Origin of the sequence: Thioalkalicoccus limnaeus, from assembly GCF_041197575.1 — a bacterium.
Lineage (GTDB): Bacteria > Pseudomonadota > Gammaproteobacteria > Chromatiales > Chromatiaceae > Thioalkalicoccus > Thioalkalicoccus limnaeus.
Genome location: NZ_JBDKXB010000032.1, coordinates 1 through 16,502, shown reverse-complemented (window position 1 = coordinate 16,502; position 16,502 = coordinate 1). Strand labels below are relative to the sequence as shown.

Genomic DNA, 16,502 nt, shown 5'->3' with positions numbered 1-16,502 from the left:
CTCAATCACGATCGGTCCCCTTGGCCAGCGATCCGCCCGAGAGCGCCGTGCGGTACCCCTCCAGGCGCGCATCGAGATCGGCCAGCCACTGGGCATCGACGAAGGCCTTGAGGATCCGGCGCACCTCGAAGTGGCCCCTGTCCTGGCCACCGGGGGCGGGCTTGAGCCGGCGCAGGAACCCCAGATCGACGACCTTGGAGATGGTCGCGTCCACCTGATCGATCAGCCGCGCCTCGTTCGTGCCATCGGGGAGGAAGACCCGTATCAGCTCGGCGATCTCGTCGCGTGACAGTACGAGCCGGGTGTCGCCGCCGCCAGCGTCGAATTCCGCGAGGCGCTTGCGCAGCAGGGCCAGCATCAGGCTGACCGGGTAGGACAGGGGCCGGCGCACGACGAGCCGCGGCAGGCGGGGCGCGCCTTCGGCCTGATCCGGATCCGGACGGCCCTTGAGGAAGGCGTAGCCCTCGGCCTCGTCGAGCAGCAGGTCGAGCAGCAGCACCGCCGCCTGCTCCCGCACCCGCGCCTGCAGGCGCAGGAGGCTCGCCCACAGGCGTTCGTCGTCTTCCCGATACAGGACCCCCTTGAGCAACTGCACCATCAGCTGCGACAGCTCGGGCACCTCCGGCAGGGCACCGGCGGAGCTGTCCATCGGTGGGGTGTCGGCGTCGTGCGCCGTCTCGTTCATCTCCGTCTCCCTATCGCGGCCGTGCTCAGCGCACGAAGATCACCCTGGGCAGGCGGGCGCAGCGCTCGACCGGCTCCCCGTCGGCGTCTCGGGCCTGCCAGCGAATCGGCTCCTCGACCCTGTCATCGACGACCGCGCGCAGGCCATCACCGGCATCGCCGGCATGGGCAAGCTCCAGATAGGCTACCAGCTCGGCCAAGCCCTGTCGCAGGGGCTCGGCCTCCAGCAGGTCGCGCAGCGTGATCTGCCTCTTGCGGCGCAGGGCGCGCTGCAAACCGGCCCGCAGGCGCGCCTTGTCGACGACGAACTGATCGAACAGGCGGGCGGTGTCGATCTCGGCCTCGCCGGCCTCGAGGACCAGCTCGGCAAGGCGCGGCTTGGCGCTCGGCGTGTGCAGCGGCCGCTCTAGCGGCAGATCGATGTCGGCACCCATCGCATCGATGCTCGTCACCGCTCCGCTGGGCATAGACTCGCGCAACGCCAACGCCTGGCCCTCGATGCCATGCAGCAGTTCCAGGATGCGCCGGTTCTCCAGGAAGGCCCGATCGTCGAGGAAGCGGCGCAGCTGCTGCGAGAGTAGGGCCACGGTGCGCTGGGTGTGCTCGCCGGCCTCGAGCCAATCGTGGTGCACCCGGCGGGTGCGCGGGTCGGGGTTCAGCGCGGCCACCGCGGGCAGGGCCAATACTTGATCGAGCCGTTCGGAGAGCTCCTCCTGGCGGCGACTGGACATCAGGAAGTCCCAGAAGGCGCGGAAGCTGCGACCCTGGTCCGAGTCGCCGATGGCGTCGCGCTCGCCCATGATCTCGTCGAGCAGGGCGCCCTTGGCCCCCTCCCAGAGCGCGATCTTCTCGCGCACCTTGCGGTCGAGGCCGCGGAAGTTGTGCTCGACCTCGCGGAAGTCGGCCAGCAGCTCGCGGGCCAATTGCTGGAATTGCAGGAAGCGGTCCTTGACCGCCGTGTCGTCGAGCAGCGGCGCGTCGCCCGCCAGCACGCGGGCGATCTCGGCCTCGAGCGCGTCGCGCTTGTGGCGCAGATCCTCCGCGCGCTTGGCGGGATCGACCTCGGTGCCAGCGCTGATCTGCTCGAGCAGCGCGAACAGGGTCAGCAGGCGCGACTCGGTGCCGACGAACGGCCGCTCGGTCAGCGATGCGAGCCAGACGATGGCCTTCTCGGTGGCCGGTGTCAGATCGAACTGCGCCTCGTCGGTGCCCGGTCGGTAGAACTTGCGCAGCCAACCCTTGTCGGGCGCGGCCCAGTCGTTGAGGTACTCCGATGCCCCCTTGGGGTAGGTCTCGGCGCCGAGCTGCTCGCGCAGCGCGAAGAGCGCATCCTCCAACGCCTCGGCCAGGTCCGCCTCGCTCATCGCCCGTACGTTGGGCGCGACGAACACCCGGTGCAGAAAGCTCGCGATCAGCGGCGCGTGCGGCGAGGCCAGCAGCCGCCAGGCCGGATGTCTATCACGCAGGCTGGAGAGGGTCGCGTGGTCCATCGTTGCCCGCGAATCAGTCCGCACCGGGTGCCGCAGTTGGGGAGATGTAGCGCGCGGTCACGAGGATCTTCGAGGGATCTGGTTGATTTCGTCGCCGGGGTTGTGAAGCTGGCCGACGAGCCGGCCGAGCTAAATGGGGTCGGAATCCAGCACCCATGAGGTCTTGTAGCAGCCGAATATCGATTCGAGAATGTCCGAGGAGGCCCGCCAGGTCCGATCGATGACCGCGATGCAGTCCACCCACCGCTCAGGCGGGTGCGACAACAAGGCCGAGCCGCAACGGTAGAGCCAGTATCGCACGGTTCCATTGGTTTTTGCGTTGGCCCTCACGCTGCTCTACTGGGGACGGCCCGCCGGATACGGTTTCAACTTCCTCGAACTGGTCGTCGTCGTCTGGCCGAGTCTGTCACGGTGGCCGAGGCTGATCCTGATGGCCGCGCTAACGGCGCTCATGGCATCCCGTTGGTGGGCCTTCGCCGAGACAATCCGCGGCGAGAATCTCTCCCTGCTGACGATGCAGACCGCGGCCTGGCCCTGGGAGACCTGGCTGGTCTTGCCGGGCTGCTGGCTGTTGTTGCTTTGGGCCGCGCATCGCGCCCCAGGTCCGCCTCGGGGTGGCTGGAGGGAATGACCCGAACCGAAGAATGGCGCCATTAGTTGAACGGGGGTCAGCGATTCCATGAACGGAATGGCCACGCGGATCGGGTTGGAATGCAGCGGGATAGACCAGCGCCCACAGGAAACGCCTCCGAGCGCCGATCCACGTCAAGGATCTATGCCGCATTCTCCGTCGACAACTCCGCTTGCCGCAAAACGAGCTGCGTTGCCCCTTCCGCCAGATCCGGCGGGTAGCCGTACTTGGCCAACAGCCTTCGCACATTACGCCGCAGGCTCGCCCGCACGGATTCACGTTGGGTCCAGTCCAACCTAGGCATGCTCTTCACCATCTCCGTCAGCTCTCGCGCCATCAACCGCAGCGTATCGCTCTGCATCGCCTCCCGAGCCGACGCGTTATCTGCCAAGGCGTCGTAGAACGCGACCTCCTCGCGGCTCAGGCCGAGTTCCTCGCCATGCTTCTGAGCCTCGCGCAGGTGCTTGGCCAGGTCGATCAGCCGGGCGATCATCTCCGCGGTGCTGATGGCCTTGTTCGTGTAGCGCAGCATGGCGTCTTCGAGCGCTTCGCGAAACTTCTTGCTCCGGACGAGGTTCGTCCGCTCGGTGATGCGGATCTGGTCGTTCAGCAACTTGCGTAGCGTCTCCAAAGCGAGGTTCTTCTGCTCCAGCGCCGCCACCCGACCGAGGAACTCGTCGCTCAGGATGTCGAGCCTGGCCTCCTCCAGACCGGCCACCGCGAACAGGTCGATCACCTCGCCGGCATCGACCGCGCCGCCGATCACCTGGCGAACGGCCGCGTCGATGTCACGCTGACGTGCCTGCCCGGCGCCGCCGTCGCTCTCGTCGGCCAGCCGTTTGCGAATCATCACGACCAGGCGCTGGAAAAAGGCCAGATGCGGGGTGATGGCCTCGGTCTCTGGGCGCGGCACCGCCAGTGCGAAGGCCGCGGACAATTCCTTGACCAGCGTCCGCAGGCGTCTCCATCCATCGTTCTGCCCGAACACCTGATCGATGGCGCGCAGGTACACCGGAAGGACCTCTTCGGGGCTCGCGCCGAGCGCCTGCTCGTAGTCGCAGCCGTGAAAGAGACCGCGCAGCTTCTCGAACGCCGCCTGCATCGCCGGCACCGCCTCGTCCTGCACCTCGCGGACCGCCTCGCCCGTGCCACCGGCCTGGGTGTAGGTGGCCAGGGCATCGGCCAACTGGTCGGCCAGCCCCAGCAGATCGACGATCAAGCCGCCCGGCTTGTCGCCATAGACGCGATTCACCCGCGCGATGGCCTGCATCAGGTTGTGCCCGGCCAGCGGCTTGTCGAGGTACATGGTGTGCGCCGGCGGGCAGTCGAAGCCGGTGAGCCACATATCGCAGACGATCACCAGCCGCAGATCATCGGCGGGGGCCTTGAAGCGCTCGGCCAGCCGCTTGCGCGCCGTCTTGGTGCGCACATGGTGGCGAAGCGGCTCCGGGTCGTCGGCCGTTCCGGTCACGATCACCTTCATCGCGCCCCGTTCGTCATCCGCGTCGTGCCAATCTGGGCGCAGTGCGCGGATGGCCTCGTACAGACGCGCGGCGATATCGCGGCTCATGGTGACGACCATGGCCTTGCCTTCCATCGCGGCGCGGCGCTTCTCCCAGTGCTCGACGATGAAGGCCGCCAAGCGTTCGATACGTTCCTGGGCGCCGACCAGCGACTCCAGCGGCACCCGGTACTGTTCTTCGACGGGCTCGCCGACTCGGTCGGCGTTGACGAGGTACTCGACGGTTTCCTCGGCGATCCGCGCGCCGTCCTCGTCCACCTTCAGCTTGATGATGCGCGACTCGTAGTAGAGCGGCCGGGTCGCACCGTCCTCGACGGCCTGGCGGATGTCGTAGATGTCCGCGTACTCGCCGAAAACGTGGATCGTGTTCTTGTCGTCGCGCTCCAGCGGCGTGCCGGTGAAACCGACGAAGGTGGCGTTGGGTAGCGCCTCGCGCATCCAGCGTGCGCCGCCCTCGACGAAGCCGTACTGGCTGCGGTGGGCCTCGTCGGCCATGACCACCACGTTGGCCCGCTCGGAGATCACGCCGTGCGCCTCGGCGAACTTCTGAATGGTCGTGAACACCACGCCGCCCGCCGCGCGGTCGAGCAGGCTCTCGAGTTGTTCCCGGCTCTCGGCCTGCACGGGCGCCTGCCGCAGCAGCGCACGTCCGGCGGCAAAGGTGTCGAAGAGCTGGTCGTCGAGGTCGTTGCGGTCGGTGATCATGACCAGCGTCGGGTTGGTCAGGCGCGGCTCGCGGATCAGCGCGCCGGCCAGCATCAGCATGGTCAACGATTTGCCCGAACCTTGGGTGTGCCAGATCACGCCGCCGCGACCGTCGCCGTCACCCGAGGGGGGCCGCAGGCTCGCCAGCACGCTGGCCCGTGCCTTGCGCACCGCGCGGAACTGGTGGTAGCCGGCGATCTTCTTCGCGATCTCGCCGCGCTCGTCCTCCTCGAAGGTCACGCAATTCCGGAGGTAGTCCACCAGCGCCCGCGGCTCGAACAAGCCGCGGATCAGCGCCTCCAGCGTCGGCGCGCCACCACCGTCATCGTGCAGCGGCCGCCAAGGCATGAAGCGGCTGCGCCCGCTGGTGATCGATCCGACGCGGGTCAGCATGCCGTCCGACACGACCAGCAGCAGGTTCGGCACGAACAGGTCCGGCGCGGTCTGCATGTAGCGACCGAGTTGCTCGATCGCGACGCCGAGGTCCGCCTGGGTGTCGGTTGGAAGGCATGTACCTCGAAGGTCCTGTCCTGTGGCAACAGGCGTGGCAGGAGGGCGCGCAGAAAGGCCTCCATCGACGGCTCCTCGACCAGCAGCACCAGATGCGACGCCCTCATGCGGAGCGTCCACCTTTCAGCGGCCGGGTCGGCGCGCCTTGGTTGACGAGTGGATCGCCGACGCCAAGCTGACCCTCCATCCACAAATGGCCGAGCAGCGCCCCCTGTTCGGTGAATTCGCGCACACCCGGCAAGTCCTCGGCGCGCCGCGCCTGACTGTAGCCGTGCTCATCACGCCAGAGCACCCGCACCTCTTGGGGTCGCAGCCCATTGAGAAAAAACGGCGAATGGGTGGTGACGAGCAACTGCGTCGCGGCCGTGGCCGCGCGACATTCTTCGGCCAGCTCTGGCAGCAGCCTCGGGTGCAGGAAGTTCTCCGGCTCCTCGATGCCGATGAACGGCGGTGGGTGGGGATCGTACAGCAAGACCAGATAGGCCAGCATCTTCAGCGTACCGTCCGAAGCAAAACGGGCTAGGATCGGGTGACTGAACGGCGCGTCCTTGATCTGCAACAGCAACCGGCCATCCGGCATGGTATCGGCCAAGACCCGCTCGATGCGCGGCACCCGTTGGCGCAACACCTCGAAGATGCGCTCCAGCCGGTCGCCGGGACGCTCTGCCAGATGCTGGATTACGTTGGCCAGATTGTCGCCGGTTCGCGACAGCCGCTCCTGCGGCCCCGCCTCGGGCTGGCCCCGTGCGCTATCGGCCGACAGGTACGAGACATACCAGCCGGTGATGAAGTCCCGCAGCGCCGCCGCGCGGGGATGGTCCGCGAATTGCCCGAGCGCGTTGACCGCCAGAAGATCGGGCGACTTGAGCGGAATCTCGATGCGCTGGTCCTTTTCGTCCGGGGCCTCGCCGCTCGCGGCGCGACCCAGCCCCTCTCGATAGTCCAGGAAGCGGAAGGGCCTTCCGCGCTGACCGCGGCGCCATTGCAGCCACTCCTCGACCACCACCGGTGCGCCGTTGCGCTCGTCCACCGCCAGGTGATAGGTGATCAGCGGATAGCCCGGCTCCTTGTACTTGACCTCGATCACTACCGGCCCGTCGCCGCCGCGCGTCTTCAGCTCCTTCGCCCGCCCGCGCCTGTCCCACGCGCGGCGCAGGCCCAGCTCGAAGCACTCGGAAAGGAACGCGAAGATGTCGAACACCGTGGACTTGCCACTGCCGTTGGGGCCGAGCAGCACCGTCAGCGGGGTCAGCTCCTTGAATTCCACCTCGCGCAGCGCACGGAAGTTCTGCACCTTCAAGTATTCGATGCGCGCTGGGACAGGCGACGTGTCGCTGAGGGGGCTCATGGCGTGGTCTCCAGGACTCGTTCGGCTGCCTTCACGCGCACCGCGCCTGAGAAGAGTGTGGGGAGGAGGTCGTCACGGAACTCGGAGAGCTTGCGGGATTCAAGTTGCGATATTGCGTGCATCTCGAACAGCGGCGCGATGCCGCGGCGGGCGTAGTCGCGCGGCAGCTTGCCCTTGAGGTTCGGGTTGTTGCGCTCGACGGCGAGGATGGCGGCGTCGATCTGGCCGCGCAGCGTGTCGGCCGATTTCCATAATGTATCGGCATAGCCGAGTTCAGTGCTGTTGGTTTCGGTAGTCGCCATCAGGATTCCATTCTGCTTTCGTTCTTTTTTCCGCCTCCGACGGTCGCTCTTGCGCGCTACTCGGGCGGCCTGACCCGTGATCTACCTGATTCCAACGAAGCCAGGTCGTCATCGCGTTCTGATCTTTGACGGCCGCCGTGATGGGCCGTCGGTGCTCGCTCACCGGCTTCTCGGCGCTTGCCCCGTAAGCGGTGCCGGGCACTGAAGGGGCGGGACGAGAAGCCTTCTAGAACCCGTTCGTGATCGGGTAGCGACGATCGCGGCCGAAGGCGCGCCGTGTGATCCGCACACCGGGCGGTGCCTGCCGCCGTTTGTACTCGTTGCGGTCGACGAGGCGAACGACCCGCCGCACCTCGGCCTCTGGCAACCCGGCCGCGACCATCTCGGCGACGCCCTGATCCTGCTCGATGTAGCGCGACAGGATCTGATCGAGCAGATCATAGGGCGGTAGGCTGTCCTGATCGGTCTGGTTCGGGGCGAGCTCAGCGGTCGGCGCGCGGGTCAGGACCCGCTCCGGAATCACCTGGGCGGCGCGATTGCGGTAGCGCGCGAGCCGGTAGACGAGCGTCTTGGAGACGTCCTTGAGCGGCGCGAAGCCGCCCGCCATGTCGCCGTAGAGGGTCGCGTACCCGACGGCCATCTCGCTCTTGTTGCCGGTCGTCAACAGGATGCGTCCCGATTTGTTGCTGATCGCCATCAGGATCACACCGCGGCAGCGGGCCTGGATATTCTCCTCGGTGGTGTCGGGCTCGAGGCCGGCGAAGCGCGCGCTGAGCAGGCCGAGGAATGCCTCGAACGCGGGCTCGATCGGGATCAGCTGCGACCGGACCCCGAGCTGGCGCGCCTGCTGCTGCGCATCTTCGATGCTGATCTCAGCCGTATAGCGCGACGGCATCAACACGGCCTCGACCTGTTCGGCGCCCAGCGCGTCGACGGCCAAGGCCAGCGTCAGCGCCGAGTCGATGCCGCCCGAGAGCCCCAACAATGCCCCCTGGAAGCCGTTCTTGCGGACATAGTCGCGAATCCCGACGACCAGGGCCTCGTAGATGCCCGCCTCTTGTTCCGGGTACGGCGCGAGCGCACCCGGCCGAGGTCGCGGCGGGGATCCGGGGTCGATCTCGACGAGACACCCGCAATCGGCGAAGAGCGGCGCGCGCTGGCAGACCTCGCCCGCGGCATCGACGACGAAGCTACCGCCGTCGAAGACCAATTCGTCCTGGCCGCCGACCAGATTGACATAGAGGATCGGCAACCGATGCTCGCGCGCGCGCATCGCGAGCAGCGTCTCGCGTTCGAGCTGTTTGCCGTCGTGGTACGGCGAGGCGTTGATGTTGATCAGCATCTCGGCACCGGCCGCGGCCGCCTGCCGGGCCGGCCCCTCCTCCCAGATGTCCTCGCAGATCGTCAGACCGATCCGCTGGCCCTCGTGCTCGAAGACGCACGGAAGCGGCCCCGGCTGGAAGTAACGTTTCTCGTCGAAGACGCTGTAGTTGGGCAGCGCTTGCTTGGCGTACTCATCGACCAGCACGCCGTCGCGCAGGATCCCGGCGACGTTGTGCAGGCCGCCGACCGAGCGGCGCGGATAGCCGAGGATCAACGTGATGCCGCGCACGGCCTCGAGCAGATGCGCGACCGCCGTCTCGACGCGATCGAGGAACTCCGGGCGCAACAGCAGATCCTCGGGCGGATAGCCGGTCAAGGCGAGCTCCGGGAAGACGACGAGATCGGCCGCGTCCCGATCCCGGGCCGCGTTGGCGATCTCCGCGATCCGCGCGCCATTGCCGGCGACATCGCCGACCCGCGGGTTCATCTGGGCCATCAGGATACGCACCGCGCACCTCGTCTCAAGGGTAGGAAGGGATCGACCGTTCAGCGCCGGTTCGCGTCAGAATCAAGGCCACGGATGCACACGGATGGACACGGATATCGGACCCATTGGCCGAGTCAGTCGACCCATTGCTGCTTCGATCCGTGGGTCGACCTGTTCGGCAGCCGATCGATCTGCGCCGCGTTAATCGCGCAGCAGCTCGGCCATCTGCTGGCCCATCTCGGTCGGCGACCGGATCACGGCGACGCCGGCGGCCGCGAGCGCCGCGAACTTGTCCTCGGCCGTGCCACGCCCACCGCTGACGATGGCCCCGGCGTGGCCCATGCGCTTTCCGGGCGGGGCCGTGACACCGGCGATATAGGCCGCGACCGGCTTCGTCATCCGTTCGGCGATGAAGGCCGCCGCGGCCTCCTCGGCCGTGCCGCCGATCTCGCCGACCAGGAGCACGGCCTCGGTCTGCGGATCCTGCTCGAAGCAACGCAGGCAGTCGACGAAGTCCATCCCCTGGATCGGGTCACCACCGATGCCGACACAGGTGCTTTGCCCGAGCCCGACTTGCGTCGTTTGGTGCACGGCCTCGTAGGTCAGGGTTCCGGAACGCGAGACGATCCCGACCCGCCCCGGGCGATGAATGTGGCCGGGCATGATGCCGATCTTGCACGCGTCCGGCGTGATGATACCGGGACAGTTGGGACCGATCAGGCGCGCCTCTGACCCGGCCAGACTGGCCTTGACCCTGAGCATGTCGAGCACCGGGATCCCCTCGGTGATGCAGACGATGACCCGGATGCCGGCGTCGGCGGCCTCGAGAATCGCATCGGCCGCGAAGGCCGCTGGCACATAGATCATCGACGCATCGGCGCCGGTGGCCGCGACGGCCTCGTGCACGGTGTCGAAGACCGGCCGGTCAAGATGCGTCTGACCACCCTTGCCCGGCGTCACGCCGCCGACCAGTTGCGTACCGTAGGCGATCGCCTGCTCGCTGTGGAAGGTCCCCTGACGACCCGTGAAACCCTGGCAGATGACCCGCGTCTGCCGATCGACCAAGATGCTCATCGTCCCTCCCCCGCCGTCTTGGACGCGACGGCCGCAACGATTTGTCTGGCCGCCTCGTCGAGACCCTCGGCCGTCTTCAAAGGCAGACCACTGTCGGCGAGCAGCGCCAGACCCTCGCTGGCGCGGGTCCCTTCGAGCCGCACGACCAGCGGCACCTGGATCGCGACCTCGCGCACGGCCTGGATCAGCCCTTCGGCGATCAGGTCGCAACGCACGATGCCACCGAAGATATTGACCAGGATGCCCGCGACCTTGGCGTCCGACAGGATCAGCTTGAAGGCCTCGGCCACCCGTTCGGCCGTGGTGCCACCGCCGACATCGAGGAAGTTGGCCGGCGCCCCACCGTGTAGCTTGACCAGGTCCATCGTCGCCATCGCCAAGCCGGCGCCATTGACCAGGCAGCCGATGTTGCCATCGAGGCTGATGTAGCTGAGATCATGGGCCCGCGCGGCCGCCTCGCGCGGGTCCTCCTGGGCGGGATCGCGCCAGGCCGCAAGCTCCGGGTGCCGATAGAGCGCGTTGTCATCGAGGACGACCTTGGCATCGAGCGCGATGAGCTCATCGGCCGGGGTCAGGATCAGCGGGTTGATCTCGACGAGGTTCGCATCACACTCCGTGAAGAGCCGGTAGAGACCGCTCATCACGCCTTGCAACGCGCGGATCTGGGCCGCGGACAGGCCGAGCCCGAAGCCGAGACGCCGGCCCTGCCACGGGAGCAGCCCAATCGCCGGCGCGACCTGGCTGAACAGGATCGCCTCGGGCCGACTCGCGGCAACCTCTTCGATGTCCATGCCACCGGCGGCCGAGGCCATGAAGGCGACCCGACCGGTCGCGCGATCGACGAGGACCGCGAGGTACAGTTCGCGCGCGATCTCGCAGGTCTCTTCGATCAACAGGCGCTCGACCGGCAGCCCATCGGGGCCGCTCTGGCGTGTCACCAACCGCTGCCCGAGCAGACGTCCGGCGGCGGCGAGCGCCGGCTCGCGGCCCTCGGCCAGGACCACGCCACCGGCGCGCCCCCGCCCACCGGCCTGGATCTGGGCCTTGACGACCCAGCGCGACCCACCGAGGCCATCGAGCGCCCCGGTCATCTGATCGGCCGACGTGACGGTCAGGCCGCGCGGCACCGGCACGCCGTAGCGCGCGAGCAGGTCTTTCGCTTGGTACTCGTGCAGATTCATCTCGAGAGGCGCGCTCCGTGAAGTCAAGGCGCTAATCTGCCAGCCGGCCGGACCGATGGCAAGGTGGCGAACGGCATCGCTTGGAACCACCCTTTCGCCTTCACCGAGGATCGAATGGGGTTCGGCCGGCCCCGGACACCGACCACGACATCCGCCAGTCGGCTCCCCGACAAAGAACGAGGGCATTGTCTATGCTTGGACACGGAGGGACCAACCCCCGTGTCTCGGATCGCTGAGGAGGATCACCAAATGGCGCAAACGACACCGGTGTCCGGAGCCACCGCCAGGCGCTCCCGGGGCGTCGTGCTCCGAATCTGGGGCTTCCTGTGGAACTCGATCATTCGGGTCCTGTGGCTCTGCGCCTACGCGACCGCCTCGGTCGTGCTGGTGATCTTCGTGTTCGTGTTCAATGATCAGGGCCAGGACCTCCTGCGTCTGTCGGCCGAATACGGGACGCCGCTGCGCAACACCCTGCTGTGGAATCTGTTCTTCCTGACCGGCGCCCTGATCCTCGGTCTGGTCCTATGGTATACGTCCAGACGGCTGCTCGACCCCGATTTCGCCGGTCAGTCCTTCGATCGACCGACGTCGGCGTTCGGTCGCGAGTGGTGGCCCCGGCTGTTCGGTTTCCTAGTCCCTGCTGCGATCGGTGCCGGGTTCTTCCGGGTCGCTGGCGACGCCGGATGGGCGGCCTGGATCCTCGGCGCTGCGTTCCTGATCCTGGCCGCCGCGCTCATGTGGTTCGTCATCCAACGCCGTACGCTGTTCGGGTTGACGCGAGCGGGTCTCGAGCAGGCCAGTCCGGGTCTGGACACCAAAGACTGGATCCTCATCATCACCGCTTTCGTGCTGGCGGTCCTATTGGTGGCCGGGTTCTTGACTTGGCCCGTCACCTGGCCGCAAGCCCTCGGCACGCCCGCCATCATGCTGTTTGGCCTGGCCGGGATCACGCTGTTCGGCGCCTTGGTGCTGACCTATTCCTTCCTGGCCAATGGCCAGCCAGCCGGGACGGCCTTCGTCCTGGTGCTCGCCGTCATCTTCAGTCTGTTCAACGACAATCACGCGATCCGCACGGCTGCCGAGGTTGCGGAGCACCAACGGCTCACCGCGCCCGAGCACTACCGTGCCTGGCGCCAGGAGAATCCGGCCTCGGGTCAGATCGACGGACGTGAACCGGTGGTCCTGGTGGCGGCCTCGGGCGGCGGGATCCGCGCCGCCTATTGGACGGCTCCGTCGTTGGCCGCGATGGAGGACATCCCGGGTTTCTCGGAGAACCTCTTCGCCGTCAGCGCGGTGTCCGGCGGCAGCGTCGGCGCGGCCGTCTACACGGCGGTCAAGCGCCAGGCGCTCGAGCGGGACGACACTGCGGCGGCAACGACGTTGACGAGCGTGCGCACGGCCTTGCGGCAGGATTTCCTGTCCCCGCTGGCGGCCGGATTCCTGTTCCCGGACCTGCTGCAACGGTTCGTCCCCTACCCGTTCGCGTTAACGGACCGCCAGCGGTTCCTCGAACTCGCGTTCGAGCGAGCCCTCGACGACGGCCACAGCCCGCTCGGCGGACCTTTCGTCGACCTCTGGGCCGATGGTTACCAGATGCGTCTGCCGAGCTTGTTGTTGAACACCACGGTCGTCGATTCCGGACGCCGCGGGATCTTGTCTAACCTGGATCCTCGCGGCCTTCCCGACACGCTCGACCTGCTCGGCGACGGTTTCTCGACCCAGGCCATTCTCTCGTCGGCCGCCGCTGGGGCCAGCGCCCGTTTCACGTACCTCAGCCCGGCCGGGAGCCTGATCGGGCCCGGCGATCAGGGGCCGCAGAAGATCCGCGTCGTCGACGGCGGCTATTTCGACAACTCGGGAACCGCCACCATAACGGATCTGCTCGAGCTGATCGACGATCGGACCCTCTTTCCGATCCTGATCATGATCCGCAACGACCCGCGCGGCGAGGCGATCTGTCAGGCGCGCTACAGGCCCCTGACGGCGAATCTCGGGAGTCCGGCAGGTCCGCCGTCGGAGGACTTCCTGAGCGAGGTGGGCTCGCCGATCCGTGCGCTCCTGAATGCCCGCAACGCCCGCGGCTGGCTCACCGAGATCGACTCGGCCAGACAGTTCGAGGGGGCCGCGGCGCGGCGCGTCGAAAACGACTTGCGCGGGGCCGTGATCGAGATCTCGCTCGCAGCGGCGGCCCAGGCCGGCCTCGTCCGCGCCGAGACCGACGCAGCACGCCGCCGCATCGAACAGGCGATCGCGGCACCACCGCTCGGTTGGTCCCTGTCCAAGGCCGCAACCGGCTACATGGATCAGGCGTTGGACGACCCACCGGGCGAACTGCTGGGAGAGCTCGACAACCTGCGCGCGGTCCTCGCCGGTCACCTGAAGGACTACCGGCGCTGCACGGAGCGTTAGCCACGATCGCACCATTCGGCCACCCGACCGCGACGCGGCCTTCACGGAAACAACCGAACCTGGGCGTTCGAGCCCAGCCCGACCGACCCGCATCACCCGTTCCTGATGCTCGAGGATCTCGCGAGCTTGGTCACTTGAAATGGTTCGCCCTGATTGCTAACCGCCGCTCAAGGCCTGGAAGATGAACACAGTACCGTCATCCTGGACCTGGTCGGTGAGGTTCTTCCGGTCAATCACGACGGTATCGTTGATGCAAAGGTTCACGTGCCGACGCAGGGCGCCCTGTTCATCCAGGATGTAGTCGATGAAGCCGGGGACCTGGTCGTTGATGGCGTGCAGAATCTCGGCGACCGAGCCAGAGGGTACCCTGAGGGTGTGGTTCTCCAGTTGGGGGAAGAACCGGTAGAGGTGCGATGTCATCTCGACTGTGGGCATGATGGTCACCCAAAGCGCACGGAGTAGATCGGGGGAAAGTTGTTGCCCAGGCAGCGCCAGGTTTCGCCGCGGTTTTCCGACAGGTAGACGTTACCGGTGGTGCTGCCGAAACAGAGGCGGTCGCCGGCGACGTCCAGGCCGTGTCTGAGCACGATGTCATGGGCATCTTCCTGTGGTAGGCCGTTGCGGAAAGTCTGCCAGGACTGGCCACCATCGCTGGTGCGGGCGACGAACAGGCCACCGTCGATGGCCATGCGCTCGGAATCCCCCCGCGCCGGGACCACCCAGGCGGTGCGGCCATCCCGTCCATCCACGGCCACCGGGAAGCCGAAATGCACACCCACTTCGGGCCTGCTGACCTTCCTCCAGTTCTGGGCGCCATCGTCGCTGTAGAACACGCCGCAGTGGTTTTGCTGCCAGAGGTGGTCCGGCTGACCGGGACAGTGGGTCACGAAGTGCGGGTCATGCCCCCACTCGGCCTCGGGGTTGGGCAGGTAGTCCATCAGCAGGCCGCGATTGCACCCGGCCCAAGTCTGGCCGCCATCGGTGGTTTCGAGTACACCGGCGGAGGAGACCGCCACATGCAGGTGATCCGGATTCCGCGGGTCTACGATGACCGAGTGAATACCGGGTTCGAACACGCCGTAGTCGACACTGGCTGGGGTGCCACCCCAGTGGTTCTCGCTGGTGGCGTCGCCGGCAAACAGGTCGCCGCCGCGACTTTCATGGTTCCACAGCGGCCGGTTGAGGGTCCAGGTATCGCCGCCGTCATCGCTGACAAAGAGGCCACCGGGGATGGTGCCGGCGTACAATCGCCCGGGCTGACCCGCGCTCCCAAAGGCGATGTGCCAGATCTTGTACACGGTGGCACCGGCATAGTCGGGGCGCCCGGCCGGCGCCGCGGGGTCGAAGTCCGGCGTTGGCAGGTACTGGACAAGGTGACGCGCGCCCTTGGGGTATTTCAAAGACGAGATGTCGTCCCAGGTCCGACCCCGGTCTCGCGAGCGCGACAGCTTGGGCCCCCAGTGTCCGTGGTCCAGAGAGGCCCACAGGGTGCCATCGCGCGGATCACGGGCAGCGTAACAGACCGGCACGCCGGCGTGGTTGATGGGCCGCGCCCGCCAGCCCGCCGCTTGGCGATCGATGATGACGGTGCCCTTGCGGGTCCCCAGAAGAATGGTGTCGGCCATCAGTTTGCCCTCATGAGGTTTCAGATACGGCAACACGTTTGCGTCTGTCCCGTTAACTGGACGAACGACAACACTGATTTTCGACAGCGGGCCAGTAATATCGATCGTCGCGAAAGTAATCGGCGGCGGGTCGCGGCGACCGTCGGCGGGAGGAATCTCGCCGTCGAGCTGACACGGACGTCCTTGCAGCGTGTCGCGGCGAGCCGTCTCCGATGACTTTTGCAACCCTCGATAGTAGGGTGGTGTCCAGGTCCCCGTCGGTCAACGTGCCTGGCTGGAGACCTACCGCGTGACGGACCCTGACCGGCAACAACGGCTCGTCGCGACCCTCGAGAGATTGGGACTTTGACCGACGTCGACGAACCCTTCGGAGTGACCGCCTTCGAGCCATGACCGATCCCACCTCGCCCACCACACCCGAGGACTGCGCCCGCTGTTGGGACGCGCGCTACGAAGGCGCGACAGCGATCCCGGAACCGGCCTTGGTGTTGCGCCAATGGCCGCACTTGCTCCCCGACGGAGGCACCGCCCTCGACCTGGCCTGCGGACTGGGCGGCAACGCGCTCTGGCTGGCGGAGCGGGGTTTCCGGGTCTCGGCATGGGACCTGTCCCCCATCGCCATCGCGCGGTTGCGCGAGGCGGCGCGCCTGCGCGGGCTTCAACTCGATGCTCAGGTCCGCGACCTCGCCGCCCTGCCGCCGACTCCGGAGAGCTTCGACCTGATCCTGGTCGCACACTTCCTCGATCGCACCCTGGCTCCAAGCATCGCCGCCGCGCTGCGTCCGGACGGACTACTCTTCTATCAGACGTTCGTGCGGGAATGCCGAGGCGACCGTGGCCCGTCCAACCCGGCCTATCGCCTTGCCCGCAACGAGCTGATCAGCCTCTTTCCCGACCTGACCATCCGCGTCTACCAGGCCGAAGGCCCACTCGCTGCATCCGCAGCCGGACTGGGTGACTTGGCCTTGATGGTCGCCCAACGGGCTTGAGTGGCGACGACTCGGAACACACGGTCACCATTCAGCTCACCCCCAGCCCGCCGCGCCGGTCAAAAAAACAAGGCACCGCTCGACTCATGAAAAATAATCAACGGGGCGGCGAATGTTGCCCAGCACAAGAGATCCACAAAAAACATCTCTGAACGCTTCTTTGGGAGTCGCCCGCCCAGCAGCACGAGATCTGTCTTGGACAGGGGCCACCTTTGGTCGATA

Annotated in this window: 13 protein-coding genes; 3 read left to right on the top strand and 10 right to left on the bottom strand. The window is 67.0% G+C overall.

Annotated elements, in window-relative coordinates; genetic code table 11:
* Position 1: 1 nt before the first annotated feature.
* Positions 2–685, bottom strand: coding sequence for a DUF4194 domain-containing protein (locus ABC977_RS16075; protein ID WP_369668296.1), 684 nt, complete (start codon positions 683–685; stop codon positions 2–4).
* A 25-nt stretch (positions 686–710) separates the two neighbouring features.
* Positions 711–2,174: a DUF3375 domain-containing protein gene (locus tag ABC977_RS16070; protein WP_369668295.1), complete on the bottom strand. Its 1,464-nt coding sequence runs from the start codon at positions 2,172–2,174 to the stop codon at positions 711–713.
* Between the two features lie 319 nt (positions 2,175–2,493).
* On the opposite strand from ABC977_RS16070, the gene ABC977_RS16065 reads away from it, so the two are divergent.
* On the top strand, positions 2,494–2,805 hold the full coding sequence (locus ABC977_RS16065) for a hypothetical protein (RefSeq protein WP_369668294.1): 312 nt from the start codon (positions 2,494–2,496) through the stop codon (positions 2,803–2,805).
* A 142-nt stretch (positions 2,806–2,947) separates the two neighbouring features.
* Here the strand turns inward: ABC977_RS16065 and ABC977_RS16060 are convergent, their stop codons facing one another.
* From ABC977_RS16060 to sucC, 6 genes are all read right to left on the bottom strand, one after another.
* On the bottom strand, positions 2,948–5,662 hold the full coding sequence (locus ABC977_RS16060) for a type I restriction endonuclease subunit R (protein WP_369668293.1): 2,715 nt from the start codon (positions 5,660–5,662) through the stop codon (positions 2,948–2,950).
* Positions 5,646–6,890: an AAA family ATPase gene (locus ABC977_RS16055; RefSeq protein WP_369668292.1), complete on the bottom strand. Its 1,245-nt coding sequence runs from the start codon at positions 6,888–6,890 to the stop codon at positions 5,646–5,648. The genes ABC977_RS16060 and ABC977_RS16055 overlap by 17 nt, the downstream gene beginning before the upstream one ends.
* A complete protein-coding gene (locus ABC977_RS16050; RefSeq protein WP_369668291.1) occupies positions 6,887–7,192 on the bottom strand; it encodes a hypothetical protein in 306 nt (101 codons plus the stop codon). Before ABC977_RS16050 ends, ABC977_RS16055 begins: the two co-directional genes overlap by 4 nt.
* A 226-nt stretch (positions 7,193–7,418) precedes the next feature.
* Positions 7,419–9,002 carry an NAD+ synthase gene (locus ABC977_RS16045; RefSeq protein ID WP_439849199.1) on the bottom strand — a complete coding sequence of 528 codons (1,584 nt, stop codon included), beginning with the start codon at positions 9,000–9,002 and terminating at the stop codon, positions 7,419–7,421.
* A 201-nt stretch (positions 9,003–9,203) separates the two neighbouring features.
* Complete coding sequence (gene sucD, locus ABC977_RS16040) at positions 9,204–10,076, bottom strand: succinate--CoA ligase subunit alpha (protein WP_369668289.1); 873 nt, start codon at positions 10,074–10,076, stop codon at positions 9,204–9,206.
* On the bottom strand, positions 10,073–11,257 hold the full coding sequence (gene sucC, locus ABC977_RS16035; protein WP_369668288.1) for an ADP-forming succinate--CoA ligase subunit beta: 1,185 nt from the start codon (positions 11,255–11,257) through the stop codon (positions 10,073–10,075). Before sucC ends, sucD begins: the two co-directional genes overlap by 4 nt.
* A gap of 249 nt (positions 11,258–11,506) precedes the next feature.
* On the opposite strand from sucC, the gene ABC977_RS16030 reads away from it, so the two are divergent.
* Positions 11,507–13,666: a hypothetical protein gene (locus ABC977_RS16030; protein WP_369668287.1), complete on the top strand. Its 2,160-nt coding sequence runs from the start codon at positions 11,507–11,509 to the stop codon at positions 13,664–13,666.
* Positions 13,667–13,822: 156 nt separating this feature from the next.
* Here ABC977_RS16030 and ABC977_RS16025 read toward each other — a convergent pair whose 3' ends face one another.
* The gene (locus ABC977_RS16025; protein ID WP_369668286.1) at positions 13,823–14,101 is read right to left on the bottom strand and encodes a MoaD/ThiS family protein; all 279 of its coding nucleotides are present in this window, start codon (positions 14,099–14,101) and stop codon (positions 13,823–13,825) included.
* Positions 14,102–14,106: 5 nt separating this feature from the next.
* Positions 14,107–15,516: a WD40/YVTN/BNR-like repeat-containing protein gene (locus ABC977_RS16020; protein ID WP_369668285.1), complete on the bottom strand. Its 1,410-nt coding sequence runs from the start codon at positions 15,514–15,516 to the stop codon at positions 14,107–14,109.
* Positions 15,517–15,680: 164 nt separating this feature from the next.
* Here ABC977_RS16020 and ABC977_RS16015 point away from each other — a divergent pair, with 164 nt between their 5' ends.
* Positions 15,681–16,280 (top strand): class I SAM-dependent methyltransferase, encoded by a 600-nt coding sequence (locus ABC977_RS16015; RefSeq protein WP_369668284.1) that lies wholly within the window; start codon positions 15,681–15,683, stop codon positions 16,278–16,280.
* Positions 16,281–16,502: the final 222 nt, after the last annotated feature.

Coding starts and splice junctions, on each gene's coding strand:
- ABC977_RS16025 (WP_369668286.1), bottom strand. CDS start 14,101: ATGCCCACAGTCGAGATGACATCGCACCTCTACCGGTTCTTCCCCCAA.
- ABC977_RS16015 (WP_369668284.1), top strand. CDS start 15,681: ATGACCGATCCCACCTCGCCCACCACACCCGAGGACTGCGCCCGCTGT.
- ABC977_RS16050 (WP_369668291.1), bottom strand. CDS start 7,192: ATGGCGACTACCGAAACCAACAGCACTGAACTCGGCTATGCCGATACA.
- ABC977_RS16045 (WP_439849199.1), bottom strand. CDS start 9,002: ATGAACCCGCGGGTCGGCGATGTCGCCGGCAATGGCGCGCGGATCGCG.
- ABC977_RS16075 (WP_369668296.1), bottom strand. CDS start 685: ATGAACGAGACGGCGCACGACGCCGACACCCCACCGATGGACAGCTCC.
- ABC977_RS16030 (WP_369668287.1), top strand. CDS start 11,507: ATGGCGCAAACGACACCGGTGTCCGGAGCCACCGCCAGGCGCTCCCGG.
- sucC (WP_369668288.1), bottom strand. CDS start 11,257: ATGAATCTGCACGAGTACCAAGCGAAAGACCTGCTCGCGCGCTACGGC.
- sucD (WP_369668289.1), bottom strand. CDS start 10,076: ATGAGCATCTTGGTCGATCGGCAGACGCGGGTCATCTGCCAGGGTTTC.
- ABC977_RS16055 (WP_369668292.1), bottom strand. CDS start 6,890: ATGAGCCCCCTCAGCGACACGTCGCCTGTCCCAGCGCGCATCGAATAC.
- ABC977_RS16070 (WP_369668295.1), bottom strand. CDS start 2,174: ATGGACCACGCGACCCTCTCCAGCCTGCGTGATAGACATCCGGCCTGG.